Source organism: Bordetella muralis, from assembly GCF_965139205.1.
In the GTDB taxonomy this organism is placed as follows: domain Bacteria; phylum Pseudomonadota; class Gammaproteobacteria; order Burkholderiales; family Burkholderiaceae_B; genus Bordetella_A; species Bordetella_A muralis.
In genome coordinates this window covers 119,788-133,160 of the sequence record NZ_CBCSIU010000002.1, presented here as the reverse complement: position 1 = coordinate 133,160, position 13,373 = coordinate 119,788, and the positions used below count along the sequence as shown (strand labels likewise).

The 13,373-nt window shown below is 59.5% G+C and carries 15 protein-coding genes; 11 read left to right on the top strand and 4 right to left on the bottom strand.

Annotated features, from left to right (window positions below):
* The first annotated feature begins 1 nt into the window (after position 1).
* The 3 genes from cueR to ACNA0I_RS04965 all read left to right on the top strand — a co-directional run bounded on the left by cueR (position 2) and on the right by ACNA0I_RS04965 (position 1,129).
* Complete coding sequence (gene cueR / locus ACNA0I_RS04975; RefSeq protein ID WP_415804957.1) at positions 2–424, top strand: Cu(I)-responsive transcriptional regulator; 423 nt, start codon at positions 2–4, stop codon at positions 422–424.
* Between the two features lie 98 nt (positions 425–522).
* Entirely contained in the window at positions 523–831 is a 309-nt protein-coding gene (locus ACNA0I_RS04970) for a type II toxin-antitoxin system RelE/ParE family toxin (RefSeq protein ID WP_415804956.1), read from the top strand.
* Positions 824–1,129, top strand: coding sequence for an addiction module antidote protein (locus ACNA0I_RS04965; protein ID WP_415804955.1), 306 nt, complete (start codon positions 824–826; stop codon positions 1,127–1,129). The genes ACNA0I_RS04970 and ACNA0I_RS04965 overlap by 8 nt, the downstream gene beginning before the upstream one ends.
* A gap of 4 nt (positions 1,130–1,133) precedes the next feature.
* Here the strand turns inward: ACNA0I_RS04965 and ACNA0I_RS04960 are convergent, their stop codons facing one another.
* A complete protein-coding gene (locus ACNA0I_RS04960) occupies positions 1,134–1,976 on the bottom strand; it encodes a FadR/GntR family transcriptional regulator (RefSeq protein ID WP_415804954.1) in 843 nt (280 codons plus the stop codon).
* A 285-nt stretch (positions 1,977–2,261) separates the two neighbouring features.
* Between ACNA0I_RS04960 and ACNA0I_RS04955 the strand changes: the two genes are divergently transcribed.
* The 7 genes from ACNA0I_RS04955 to ACNA0I_RS04925 all read left to right on the top strand — a co-directional run bounded on the left by ACNA0I_RS04955 (position 2,262) and on the right by ACNA0I_RS04925 (position 9,781).
* Positions 2,262–3,464 carry an ABC transporter substrate-binding protein gene (locus ACNA0I_RS04955; RefSeq protein ID WP_415804953.1) on the top strand — a complete coding sequence of 401 codons (1,203 nt, stop codon included), beginning with the start codon at positions 2,262–2,264 and terminating at the stop codon, positions 3,462–3,464.
* A gap of 84 nt (positions 3,465–3,548) precedes the next feature.
* Positions 3,549–4,406 (top strand): branched-chain amino acid ABC transporter permease, encoded by an 858-nt coding sequence (locus ACNA0I_RS04950; RefSeq protein ID WP_415804952.1) that lies wholly within the window; start codon positions 3,549–3,551, stop codon positions 4,404–4,406.
* Positions 4,406–5,392, top strand: coding sequence for a branched-chain amino acid ABC transporter permease (locus ACNA0I_RS04945; RefSeq protein ID WP_415804951.1), 987 nt, complete (start codon positions 4,406–4,408; stop codon positions 5,390–5,392). Before ACNA0I_RS04950 ends, ACNA0I_RS04945 begins: the two co-directional genes overlap by 1 nt.
* Positions 5,389–6,204 carry an ABC transporter ATP-binding protein gene (locus ACNA0I_RS04940; RefSeq protein WP_415804950.1) on the top strand — a complete coding sequence of 272 codons (816 nt, stop codon included), beginning with the start codon at positions 5,389–5,391 and terminating at the stop codon, positions 6,202–6,204. Before ACNA0I_RS04945 ends, ACNA0I_RS04940 begins: the two co-directional genes overlap by 4 nt.
* On the top strand, positions 6,201–6,899 hold the full coding sequence (locus ACNA0I_RS04935) for an ABC transporter ATP-binding protein (RefSeq protein WP_415804949.1): 699 nt from the start codon (positions 6,201–6,203) through the stop codon (positions 6,897–6,899). Before ACNA0I_RS04940 ends, ACNA0I_RS04935 begins: the two co-directional genes overlap by 4 nt.
* A gap of 27 nt (positions 6,900–6,926) precedes the next feature.
* Entirely contained in the window at positions 6,927–8,213 is a 1,287-nt protein-coding gene (locus ACNA0I_RS04930) for a Zn-dependent hydrolase (protein ID WP_415804948.1), read from the top strand.
* Between the two features lie 53 nt (positions 8,214–8,266).
* Positions 8,267–9,781, top strand: a complete 1,515-nt coding sequence (locus ACNA0I_RS04925) for a M81 family metallopeptidase (protein ID WP_415804947.1) — start codon at positions 8,267–8,269, stop codon at positions 9,779–9,781.
* 85 nt (positions 9,782–9,866) lie between these two features.
* Here ACNA0I_RS04925 and rlmD read toward each other — a convergent pair whose 3' ends face one another.
* The gene (rlmD, locus tag ACNA0I_RS04920) at positions 9,867–11,312 is read right to left on the bottom strand and encodes a 23S rRNA (uracil(1939)-C(5))-methyltransferase RlmD (RefSeq protein ID WP_415804946.1); all 1,446 of its coding nucleotides are present in this window, start codon (positions 11,310–11,312) and stop codon (positions 9,867–9,869) included.
* Between the two features lie 185 nt (positions 11,313–11,497).
* Positions 11,498–12,253, bottom strand: a complete 756-nt coding sequence (locus tag ACNA0I_RS04915) for a TorF family putative porin (RefSeq protein WP_415804945.1) — start codon at positions 12,251–12,253, stop codon at positions 11,498–11,500.
* Here ACNA0I_RS04915 and ACNA0I_RS04910 point away from each other — a divergent pair.
* Positions 12,243–12,479 carry a hypothetical protein gene (locus ACNA0I_RS04910; RefSeq protein WP_415804944.1) on the top strand — a complete coding sequence of 79 codons (237 nt, stop codon included), beginning with the start codon at positions 12,243–12,245 and terminating at the stop codon, positions 12,477–12,479. The two genes, ACNA0I_RS04915 and ACNA0I_RS04910, sit on opposite strands and share 11 nt — an antisense overlap.
* A 186-nt stretch (positions 12,480–12,665) precedes the next feature.
* Here ACNA0I_RS04910 and ACNA0I_RS04905 read toward each other — a convergent pair whose 3' ends face one another.
* Entirely contained in the window at positions 12,666–13,337 is a 672-nt protein-coding gene (locus tag ACNA0I_RS04905) for a hypothetical protein (RefSeq protein ID WP_415804943.1), read from the bottom strand.
* Positions 13,338–13,373: the final 36 nt, after the last annotated feature.

Here is a 13,373-nt window from a genome sequence, read left to right as displayed (position 1 = left end):
CATGAATATTGGACAAGCTGCCGCCGCTTCGGGGATCTCTGCCAAGATGATTCGCTACTACGAAAGTATCGGCCTGATCGACTCGGCTACACGCACGGACGCCGGATATCGCGTCTACGGAGACAAGGAACTGCACACCTTGCGCTTCGTGCGCCGTGCGCGGGATCTGGGATTTTCCGTGGAGCAGATGCACGAGCTGCTGGCCCTGTGGCGAGACCGTGACCGCGCCAGCGCGGATGTGAAGCGCGTTGCGTTAAGTCACGTCGAAGGCCTGGAACGCAAGGCCGCAGAACTGCAGCAAATGGCCGATACGCTGCGGCATCTGGCCGAGCACTGCAAGGGGAACAATCGACCGGAATGTCCGATCATCGAGGAGTTGGGCGGCGTTTCAGTAACGCATGAGGGTAGAAGTGAAGTGCGATAAATTGGTCCTGTAGGCGAATTGTGCGACCGCCAGCCGCTCTCTAAGATTCAACTTCTGTCAGTTGAATATGTGTATCCCAAAGGATACAATCGCAGATATTGAAGTTTCTACGCACCAAAGAGTTTGATATATGGCTGTCCTCAATACGAGACGTAGTCGCTAAGACCCACATCGTCGCGAGGGTGCACCGGGCGCAGAACGGCAATTTCGGGGACGTCGAATCAATCGGCAATGGTTTGAGCGAAATGCGCGTCCATGTAGGCTCTGGATACCGGATCTATTTCGCGAGGCAGGGTGACGTCGTGTACCTCTTATTGCTCGGTGGCAACAAGAACACACAGCCAAAGGACATCGCACGAGCAAAGAAGCTTTGGGCTGACATTCAGCGGAGCAATAAAAATGGTTGAACTACGAGAATTCGACGCAGCAGAATACCTGGAGAATGATGAGGCTATCGCCATGTTTCTCGCCGAGGCGGCGAAAGATGAAAATCCAGATGTTTTTCTCAGCGCGCTTTCCGTTGCCGCGCGTGCTCGAGGTATCACAGAGATTGCAAAAAAGACAGGGCTCGGCCGTACCAGCCTTTATAAAGCCTTAGCCCCGGGCGCCAACCCAAGCTATCTCACGCTACGCAAGGTGATGAGCGCGCTGGGCGTCCATTTCAGCGCGACCACAGATCACCCACATCATTCCGCGCATGCGTGACAATCTACCCTCCAGCCTTCTGTCGCCCTGCCCGGCGCGCATTGCGCGCCATCGTGCGGCGGGACATTTCCGAATCCAGAATCAAGCGGCCTTTCAGTTTGCCGTGCATGCGTGTCACTGAACGCATGCAGTCATGCATGTGATCGCTCATCAAGGCTCGTACGCGGTCTGCATCGCGCTCGCGCGCAGCTTGCAGGATCTGCTTGTGGAATTTCGTGTTCGACATACCGAATTTCGCCTGTTCCTGCAGAGGCATCTCGTTATCGAATACGGTCAGTTGCCGGATCATCTGGTTGATCATCTCGCAGCTGAAGCGCAAAAACGAATTCGGGCAGGCCGCGGCAAAAATGTCGTGGAAGTTCATTTCTTCCTGGCGCTGCGCCAACGGGTCCTCGACATGTTCGGCCATGGGATCGCAGCATTGGATGTTGTGCTCCAGCGCGGCAAAGTGCGCATCGGTCAAATGGGCGACGGCGCTGGCGGCCAGCTCCGGCTCCAGCAGCTTGCGCACCTGGTAGATATCCTCGATGCGGACTTCCTTGAAAAACAGGTAGTTCTGCATCAACTGGAACGTACGATCCAGCGGGACCTCGACCACCATCCCGCCTCCGCCAGGCCCAGTGCTGACCTTCACCAAGCCCTGCACTTCCAGGGACTTCAGTGCTTCGCGGATCGTGCTTTTGCTCACGGCGAACATACTCTGCAATTCGCTTTCGCGCGGCAGCTTGTCGCCCGGCAACAGGTTCTTGGCGGTAATCAGCCGCTTGATTTCTTCGGCCACCAGATCGCTGCGTTTGGGTTGGCCCATCGCTGCCGTGGGCTGCATGTCCTGACTGTCAAAGTCCATAACGATCCTTTGCGCATGGGTCGCGTCATTGTCATCCTCACTGCTTTCGGTGCATCGGCCTGACCCAGGGTTAAACCTGATACCCGGATTCTTGACACCGATTGCTGCCGTGCACGATTATGATATTAATCCTATTTATCATGATAAATAGGAGCGCAGGCGCAGCATCAGTGGAAACACCAACTCCACTTCGAGTCAGAGTCAGCCGTACAGGAATGCGCGCGAGCCGCGCATATAACGTCTATATGCCGCCGCCCGTGCGCGCCGCGGCCAGGGAGAAAAATCTTGAATCGCCGTAACCTCTTGAAGATGGCTGCGTTGGGCGCAGTGCCGGGCTCATTGTGGGCCGCTCGTTCCGCGCTGGCGCAATCCGCTGGTGCAATTCAATTCGCCTGCCCGGTCCCTATGTCCGGGGCATTCGCCGCAAACGGTAAATTCGCGGACTTGGGCATGAAGCTGGCCTTGGAACAATATGGCAAGGCGCTGGATCGCCCCTTGGCCTATACCGTGCTGGACACCGAAGGCAAACCGGCCACGGCGGTGCGCAAGGTACAGGAAATCGCCCAGCAGAAAGGCGCCAAATTCTGGGCCGGCGGCATCCTGTCGTCCGAAGCATTGGCCATGGGCAAAGAAGCAGAAAAGGCAAATGCCGTATTCATCACCACCGCGGGCGCAGATGAGATCACCGGCAAGGACTGCAACCGCGCGACATTCCGCTGGTCGGTGCCCACCTTTGGCGCGATCGAACAGACCCTGCGCCCGCTGCTGGCAGAAAAGCCAGGCGCCAAGCGCGTCTACACCATCACGCCGCAGTACGTGTTCGGCGAAGGACTGTTGAACGCCGCCAAAGCGATCCTCAAGGAAAAAGGCATCGAACACGTCGGCAACAGCTACCACTCGTTGACCGAAAAGGAGTTCAGCGGCTATTTGACCAACGCCATGGCCGCGCAGCCGGACATTCTGCTGATTCTGAACTTTGGCTCACAATCGTCCGACACGCTGCGCCAGGCAGTCAGCTTTGGCATGAAGCAGAACTGCACCATCCTGATTGCCTGGGCATCGGGTCTGGAGCAATTCGAAAGCCTGGGTGCGGATCTATGCGAAGACGTATATTTTGGCGCGCAATACTGGCACGGCATCGATTCGCCGTTAAATAAGGAACTGGTTCAACTGACGCAGTCCAAGCTGAAGATGAATCCCAACTACAGCCTGGCAGGCTCCTATATCTGCACGCGCATCATGGTGGACGCCATGATCAAGGCCAACAGCGATGATCCCGCGAAAGTCATTGCACAAATGGAAGGCATGCGCTACGAAGGCCTGACCGGCACCGAAGAGATCCGCAAGGAAGATCACCAGGTACTGAAAAATTACTACCTGCTGAAGGGCAAGAAAAAATCCGACATGAAGGACAAGGACGATTACGCGACCATTGTCCATTCCGGACAATCGTTCCTGCCCGTTGCCGAGACCGGCTGCAAGATGTAATGTCCGCACGCCGCGACGCGCTTGATATCAGGCACGTCGCGGTTTCCGTCTTCGGACATCCTCTCTTCTCTACGCACACTCTGCATGAACGTTTACTTGCTTCAGGTGGTCAATGGAATCGGCGTGGGCATGCTGTACTTCCTGCTGGCGGTCGGCTTGTCCATCATTTTCGGTCTCTTGCGCTTCGTCAACTTTGCGCATGGCGCGTTTTACCTGCTGGGCGCCTATTTCTGTTTTCAGGCCATTCAATGGGGCCTGAATTTCTGGATCGCCCTGGCCATCGTGCCGCTGATTGTGGGCGCCTGCGCCTGGGTGGTTGAAAAAGTCGTGCTGCGGCACGTGTACGCGCAGCCGCATGAGTTTCACATCTTGATCACAGTCGGCCTGGCGCTAGTCCTGCAGGAAGCCGTCATCGTGATCTGGGGACCGCTGGGCGATAACGTCGCCGCTCCTGCCTCCCTGCAAGGCGTCGTGATGTGGGGCAGCTTTATCTATCCCAAATATCGTTTGTTCGTGATCGGCTTTACTGCCGTGTTCGCCTTGCTGTTGTGGTACGTGCTTGAGGGCACGCGATTGGGCAGCGCAGTGCGGGCAGGCAGCGAGTCGACCGAGATGGTGTCGCTGCTGGGAATCAATGTATTCCGTGTCTTCAGTCTGGTATTCGCGCTAGGCGCGGCCACCGCGGCACTGGCGGGCGTGCTGGCCGCGCCCATCCGTGGCGTCGAGCCGTTCATGGGCATCGAGGCATTGGGCATCGCATTCGTCATTGTGGTGGTAGGTGGCATGGGCAGCTTTTCCGGCGCGCTGGTGGGCGGCCTGCTGATAGGCATCGTGCAGAGTGTCATGAGCACGCTGTGGCCCGAGGGCGCCCGCTTGATGATCTACGTCGCCATGGGCGCCGTATTGCTGCTGCGTCCGCACGGTCTGCTGGGGAGAGGCTGATGACACGATTGAAATCCCATATGCAACTGGTGCTGGCGCTGCTGGTTGCATTGATACTGCCGCTGTGCATGCAGTCCGGATCGCTGGCGACCGAGGTATTAATCTACGCGCTCGCGGTACTGGGCTGCAACCTGCTATTGGGTTTTACCGGCTTGCTATCGTTCGGCCAGGGCATTTTTTTCGGGCTGGGCAGCTATACGGTCGGGATTCTGCTGACACGGTTCGCATTGCCGATGCCATTGGCCTTGGTAGCCGCCGTCGTGGTGGGCGCCCTCGCCGCAGCCTTTGTCGGCTGGTTCGCCATCCGCCAACGCGGCACGTACTTCGTCATGCTGACGTTGGCCTTTGCGCAGATGTTTTATTTTCTGGCCTATAGCTTGCCCGACCTGACCGGCGGCGACAACGGCTTGCTCGATGTGCCTCGTCCTCCGTTGTCGGTGGCAGGCTCAGAGCTGATGTCGCTCGCATCGCCCTGGCAGTTCTATACCTTTGTGGCGGTGTGCTTCCTGATCGTGTTCTGGCTATTGCTGCGCATCACGAATTCCGTATTCGGACGTACCTTATTGGCCATACGCGATAACGAGGCGCGCGCCGCCGCGGTAGGCTACAACGTAAAGATGTTCAAACTGGCGGCCTTTGCCATCTCTGGCGCTGTCACCGCGCTGGCGGGCGCGTTCCTGGCCATGATGACCGGCATCGCGCCGCTGTCCAGTATCGAATACCACACCAGTGAAATGATTCTGGTCATGACTGTGATCGGTGGCACCGGCAATCTATTTGCGTCGGTGCTGGGCGCGGCGTTTTATGTTTTGTTCGCAGACTGGCTATCCACACTATGGCCGCGTTGGTTGATGTTGTTGGGCTTCCTGTTGATTGCTGTCAGCCTGTTTATGCAGAAAGGCCTGTGGGGCCTGGGCGAACGCCTGTGGCTGGCGACACGGCGAACTCCCGCCACGGGTGACACCACCAAGGAGGAACGCGCATGACAACGCATGACGGCATTGCAGCCACGACGGCGCCTTCCTCGCCCACGGCGCAGCCCCTATTACAAGCTCGCGGCATCATCAAGCGGTTCGGCAAGTTTGTCGCGTTGCATGGCGTCGATCTGCAGATCTATCCGCGCACCGTGCATTCCGTGATCGGTCCTAATGGCGCTGGCAAGACCACCCTATTCCACACACTGACCGGCACGCTGATGGCCAGCGAAGGCAGCATCGTGTTCGACGGCCACGACGTCACGCGCGAAGCAGACCACCAACGCGTGCAGCGCGGCATTGCGCGCTCGTTCCAGGTCACCAGCCTGTTCACGAACCTGTCCGTGCGCGAAAACCTGCGTCTGGCGGCTCAAGGGGTACACCGGTCGGGAGCTTTCGATTGCTGGCATCCGCCATCGGGCGCTCGCGCGCATGCCGATATCGTCGACACGTCGATGCAACGTATGGGGTTGACGCGCCTGGCCGGCGTGACTGCGGGGGCCTTGTCACACGGCCAGCAACGGCGGCTGGAGGTCGGCATGGCGCTGGCGGCCAGACCGCGCGCCATTTTCCTGGACGAACCTACCTCCGGCATGGGTGTCGACGATCTGGATGAAATGAAGCACCTGATCCGTGGCCTGCGCGACGATCACACCGTAGTGCTGATCGAACACAACATGAACATCGTGATGGATATCTCGGACACGATCACGGTCATGCAGCAAGGCCGGGTCCTGGTCGAAGGCCGGCCCGACGTTATCCGCAACGACGAGCGCGTGCGTGCCGCGTATCTGGGCAACATGATTACCGGAGGCCGCGCATGAGCCTGCAGATCGACGCCATCCACAGTTATTACGGCAAGAGCCATATCCTGCAAGGCGTGTCGCTGACCGTACCCGAGGGTTCTGTCGTCACGCTGTTGGGCCGCAACGGCGCTGGCAAGTCCACCACACTCAAATCAATCGCGGGGGTGATCGCGCCCCGGGCGGGCAGCATTCGGCTGCATTCCCGCGACATCACGGGGCTGCCCGCACACAGAATCGCCGCGATGGGCGTGTGCCTGGTGCCGGAACATCGCGGCATTTTCAAGCTGCTGACGGTCGAGGAAAATCTGAAACTCGGCGCTCGCCGCCAATCGCCCTGGCAACTGGACGATGTCTACAAGATCTTTCCGCGCCTGAAGGAACGGCGCCGTAATGGCGGCGGACAGCTGTCAGGGGGCGAGCAACAGATGCTGGCCATAGGCCGAGCCTTGATGAACCATCCGCGCGTGCTAATGTTGGACGAGCCCGTAGAGGGCCTGGCGCCAGTCATCGTGGAAGAAATCGTGGCGCAGATCAAGCTGATCAAACAGGCCGGTGTCACAATCTTGCTGGTCGAACAAAATCTGGAAGTCTGCACACAACTCGCAGATCACCATTTCATCATCGAACAAGGCGCCATTGTCTACGAAGGCACGAACGCGGCCTTTTTAGCCAATGATGACGTCAAAGACCGTTATTTGGGCGTGGGTGTATAACGCACGGCACGCTGGAAGGAAATCACCATGGAAATGACAACGTTAGAATCCGTCAGCGCCCTGCGCGTGAACGGCGACCGTCTGTGGAACTCACTGATGGAACTGGCGCAAATCGGCGCCACAGACAAGGGCGGCGTCTGCCGTCTGGCATTGACTGATCTGGATCGCCAAGGGCGCGACCTGGTCTCGTCCTGGGCCCGCGAACTGGGCTGCACAGTGCGCGTAGACGCGATTGGCAATATCTTCATGCGCCGCCCCGGTCTGCGCGACGATCTGCCGCCTGTCATGACCGGCAGTCACATCGACACGCAACCAACCGGCGGAAAATTCGACGGCAACTATGGGGTATTGTCAGGCATTGAAGTCCTGCGCACGCTGCACGATCACGGCATCGAAACCGAGGCCCCCGTCGAAGTCGTGGTGTGGACCAACGAAGAGGGATCGCGTTTCGTGCCGGTCATGATGGGTTCCGGTGTATATGCTGGTGCCTTTACGCTGGATCATGCCATGAATGCGGTTGACCGCGACGGCATATCCGTGCGGCAAGCGTTGAATGACATCGACTATGCCGGCCCGGACCCCGTCGGCGGGCGTGACGTCGCAGCCTATTTCGAAGCGCACATCGAACAAGGGCCTATCCTCGAGGCCAAGAACATCACCATCGGCGCGGTCGCAGGAGCATTAGGCCAGCGTTGGTACGACATCGTCATCACCGGCCAGGAAGCGCACGCCGGCCCGACACCGATGGAACTGCGCCGCGATGCCTTATTGGTCGCCGCCGATGTGATCCGCGCGGTCAATCGTATTGCACTCGATCATGCGCCCCATGGCCGCGGCACTGTGGGTTGTCTGGATAACTTCCCTAATTCGCGCAATGTCATTCCTGGCCGCGTCAGCCTGACCGTAGATATGCGCGCAGCCGATGACGCCACGCTGGACAGCATGGCCGCTGCGTTGGCACGCACCGTACAGGACCTCGCCGTGCCCGGAAAAATTGAGGTCGAATCGAAAGAAGTGGTTTATTTCCCGCCCCAACCCTTCGAGCCGCGTTTGGTGCAGGCGGTCCGCGATGGCGCGGCTACGCTCGGCCTGGATCATCTGGACGTGATCAGCGGCGCGGGTCACGACGCCGTCTACATGGCACGCGTGACACCGACGGCGATGATCTTCGTGCCGTGCAAAGATGGCATCAGCCATAATGAAATCGAAGACGCGCAACCTGACCACCTGGAAGCAGGCTGCAACGTGTTGCTGCACGCGATGTTGCGCTGCTGCGGCGCGATTCAAACACGCGCGGCAAAGCAAGCCGTTTGACGACGCCCTTCCCTGCGTAAAGACATCCCTCTCACTGATCCGAGCCGTTGCACATGAAAGTCCTGATCGCACGCATGAACCACGAGACCAACACGTTCTCGCCGGTCCCGACACCGCTATCCTCGTTCGGTAACGATGGCCCCACCTACGGCGCCGACGCCTACGCAGAAAACAAGGGCAAGCGCACGGCCATGTCGGCATTCATCGATCTGGCCGAGGCACGCGAGGCCGAGCTCGTCACCCCCGTGTCAGCGACAGCCTATCCCAGTGGCCGGGTGGATGCACAGGCCTATCAACAGATCTGCGATTGCATCATTGCCGAGGCGGCGAGCTGCGATGCCATCCTGCTGGACCTGCACGGCGCGATGGCCGTTGAGACCACCGATGATGGTGAAGGCGATTTGCTCGAACGCGTGCGCGCTGCCGCCCCGGACACGCCGATCGCGGTGGCGCTCGATCTGCATGCGAACGTCACGCAGAAAATGATCGATAACGCCAACGTCATCATCAGTTTTAAAACCTATCCGCATGTCGACATGTACGAAACGGGCGAACACGCCGGCCGCCTGCTGTTCGACAGTATGGACGGCAAATGCAAGCCCGTGATCGCGTGGCGCAGCCTGCCGCTGGTGTCGCATACCCTGCGCAGCAACACGGCCGAGGGTGCCATGCAGGACGCCGTGCACGCCGCACGCAACGCCGAGGCTGCCGGTGCGCTGGGCGTGTCCATCCTGGCGGGCTTTGGCCTGGCCGACATTCCGAACCCGTGCCTGAGCGTCGTGGTGGTGGGTGATGGCGACGCGGCAGCCGCGGATCGCGTGGCGGCTGAAATCGCCGGCTCGATCTGGGCCAACCGCGAGGGATTCCTGTACGACAGCGAGCCGCTGGCGCAGTCGCTCGTCCGTGCAAAAGCGCTGGCTGAAACCGCAGACAAGCCCGTGCTGCTGCTGGACCATGGCGACAATTGCATGAGCGGCGGCACCTGCGACACGATGGATGTACTGATGGCCGCGCTGGACGCCGGCCTGACGGGCATACAGGCGGGGCTGTATTGCGACCCCGAGGCAGTGCAAAAACTGTCTGAAGCTGGCGTGGGTGCCACGGTCGAATTACCAGTGGGCAATAAGCGCCCTATTGCGGAGATCGGCCGCAATACGCCGCCAGTCACATTACGCGGCACCGTGCGTGCCGTCACCAATGGCGAATACGTGATCTCGGGCCCTACCTATACGGGTCAACTGGCTTGCATGGGACGCAGCGCCGTACTGGATATCGGCGCCGCGCAACTGGTACTGACCGAACGCACGCATGAGCCCTGGGACCTGGGTGTGTTCCGCAGCATGGGGCTGGAACCCACGCAGGCCAAATTCATTCTCGTGAAGTCGCGCATGTATTGCCGGCCCGTGTTCGTGCCGATCTCATCGGCGTTGATCGAATGCGACAGTCCGGGCGTGACGAGTTCTGACTGGTCGCTGTTCGACTTCAAGAAACGCGCAAAGCCCATGTTCCCATTGGAGCCTCTCGATAAGGACGCCTACGATCCGGTGACTGGCACGCTCTCAGCCTGATTCGCGCGGACCGCTCGCGCAGCACAGAAACTGCGCGGTATCGCCCTGCTTTCGTTCGCCGGCCCAAGGCGCTGCGACTGGCTTATCAAGCGGCAATCTGCGCTACTGCGTCCGCGGCCGCTTGTGCCTCTTTGGCTTCTTGGGCTTCGCGAGCCTCTTGGGCCTCTTTGGCCTTTCTCACCCGGGTCTGTTCCTGCGCTGCCAGCACGCCGGCCTCTGGCAACGATTCGAATACCGCGATCGATTCTACGTGCCCCGTATGCGGAAACATATTGATCACGCCGGCACTCTTTAGCACGTAGCCGCCTTCGTGCACCATGATGGCCGCGTCGCGCGCCAAGGTCGCCGGATTACAGGACACATAGACAATACGGCGGGGACGCTCCTCGGCCGACAGCACCGCGAGCGCTTGCGCCACCGCGTGCGCGCCCTCACGCGGCGGGTCGATCAACATGCGATCAAAATATCCCAGGCCACGCAGCCATTCGACATCCACCTCGAACAAGTTCAACGTGGCAAAGCTCGTGCGGTCGGCCAAACCATGGCGTGTCGCTGCGTCCAGCGCGCGATCGGTCAGTGCCTTGCTGCCCTCGATGCCCACCGCCTCGCGGCCCTGTGTGGCCAAAGGCAACGTGAAATTCCCCAGTCCGCAGAACAGATCGGCAACACGGTCCGTGGGCTGCACGTCCAACAACATCAATGCGCGCGATACCATGGCGCGGTTGATGGCGTGATTGACCTGCGTAAAATCGGTCGGCCGATATGGCATGCGCAGGCCGAATTGCGGCATGGTGTAGGCCAGCGCGTCGGCGTGTTCACGCTCGAGCGTGTGCACGGTATCCGGCCCTTTGGGCTGCAGCCACCATTGCACATCGTGTTTGGCGGCAAACGCGCGCAAGATCGCAATATCGCCATCGGTCAATGGCTCGAGGTGGCGCAACACCAGGGCCGTGACGCCCTCACCGAGTGCGACCTCGATCTGCGGCATGCGGGTGGGTTGTGACATCGACGCGATCATGGCGCGCAACGGCATCAGCATGTCGCTGACGTGTTTCGGCAAAACGTGGCACTCGCGCATATCGGCCACGTAACTGCTTTTGCGTTCATGAAAGCCAACCAGCACGCCGCCTTTTTTCGGCACCACGCGCACGGACAGCCGAGCACGGTAACGATAGCCCCAGGTCGGGCCATGCAGCGCCGGCAAAATGCGTTGCGGACGCAGCTTGCCCACGTGCCAGAACGTATCCTCCAGCGAACGCTGCTTGATGGCGACCTGAGCGCTGGGTTCGACGTGCTGCATGGCACAGCCCCCGCAGACGCCAAAATGCGGGCAGCGCGGCGTGACGCGCAACGACGACGGACGCAGGATGTCTGCGACGCGCGCGATTTCATACGACGGTTTACGACGCACGGTCTCGGCGGTGACGCGTTCGGAAGGCAGCGCGCCCTCGACGAACACGACCTTGCCGTCGCGGCGCGCAATGCCCCGGGCCTCGAGGTCCAGGGATTCGATATTCAGTACTTCGGCCATTTCTTGTGCAATCCAGGCTGATACGGGCAACCGGGTATTGTAAAAGAGAAGCGGAAGACTGCAGACCGGCTGCTGATGCGGACCCGTTTTAAGCTCGCATCAGCGATCTGTGGCACTCGCAGCAGTGCATGAAATCCTGCGTTCAGCTACGCCTGATCTCAGCCCTGGCCCGGACACAATAACGATTAAAACGCCCTCGCCACTGAAAACACGGCGCCCAAACGCCCTGACGGATGGCCGTTTTTGGTGGGCAGCCAGTTGTCCTTGGAGGCGCCGACGGCGGCCAGGCCCAGCACCCAGCCTTTCAGATCCTTGGTCACGCCCAGTTTGTAGTCCACATAATGGTTGATATCGTCGCCATCCATGTTGACCTGTTTCTTCAGCTTCTGGTAACCCACGTGCGCCACGAGGCCCCAGCCGTCGCCCAGATCAAAGTTGGCCGTGCCGTCCAGATACCACGTTCCTTTGCTGTCCGGCGTGCTGAAAAAATCGCTCGGGGTATACGAATACTTCAAGGAATAGTTTTCGTAGCTCAGCCCCAGATAGAGGTCCGTATTGTTGTAGTTGCCGCCTTTGGGCGACTTTGAGCCAGGGTAGTAGTAATACAGCGCGCCGACGTCCAGGCTCAATCCGCTGTCGCCCAGCGCCCCTTTCCAACCCCCGTAGAAATCCATTTCCAGGTTGCCCTCGGGAAAGACGAAATCAGAGACGTTGGAGTTCCAGTTTCCCAGGTAAAAACCCGAGCTGTGCGCCAAATCAAAACCGACTTGAACGGCCGGACGGAAATTGGTCTGTGAGTACCCCCGGAACCGGTAGTCGCTGACGATAGCGGCATTGCCGCTAAGCGAGAAACCTGCACCCAAATCAGTGGGTTCTGCATGGGCGATAACTGCATAACTGGCCGAGAACACGAGGGGCAAGGCGAGCAGCGTGCGTTTCATGGTGCGGATCCTGTGCGGAAAGAGAGGTGATAGCGGCGGAAATGCCGGCACGGCTAACCGGATTCTTTTCAGAAAAATGACACCGGCGTATCTCTCAAAAGCACTTTCCATGCCAGGTTTTATTGCTGCAGAAAACCGTCAATCTCGGCGGCTTTGCCCGCACAAACACCACGGTGGTGCACCCTTGCTTGCGGATGGGCACACATTCGGTGCGTTTTTGACTTGAACGCGCCATTTTGGGACAAAACATCGACCGCACGCTCACGTCGTAATTGAAAAGCCACGACGAATCAGTGTTGACTCGTCGTGGCTTTGGATGCCACCGATGGCGGCTTTACTACCCTACTGCTTTACTGTCTTTGCAACGGATGACGACGCAATCGCTATCCATGTGTCCTGCATCGACCAATGATCAGTTGGTCATAGGGGGCGGCGGCACGTCAGCCGGCACTGGCGGCGGCACATCGCCACCGGCTTTTTCACCCCTGGCCGCCTCACGCTTGGCAAGACGCTCCGCCTTTTTGGCGCGATGTGCCTCCATCTTGGCTTGGCGCGCTTTGACCAGGTCGGTCACTTGCTGCTGCTGAGTGCCATTCAGGCTATCCCAGACCGCCAGCCATTTACCGCGGACTTGCTCGGACTGTTTGCGGAATTCTGCGCGTTGCGCATCTTCGTTGGCGGTCAGGGCATGAGGATCGAGCTTGCCACTCTGGATTTGAGTCTGCAGCAACTCATGGCGCTTGCCACGGTTCTCGCGCATCGATTTGAAAAAATCGCCCTGTGCCTGCTTGGCCGAGTCAAACGCGGCTTGTTGCTTGGCGTCGAGCTTGAGCGTAGCGACTTGTTCCTTGGACAACGGGCCTACGCCCGGCACCCAAAAACTATCGCGCAGCTCGGGACCACCGCGACGATCGCCATGCTTGAAATGGCCGCCACGATGATCGCCGTGCATGCCGTCATGCTGTTTCGCAGAAGCGGCAGGCGGTGCGGCATCGGACGCGGCCAACGCGGGACCGGACAAGCCAGCAGCGGCAACGATGAAACCCAAGGCAGCCAGGGAAGAACGGATCGCGTATCGGGACATAGTGGTCTCCTGAAAAAGTAGAACGCGAGACCATTG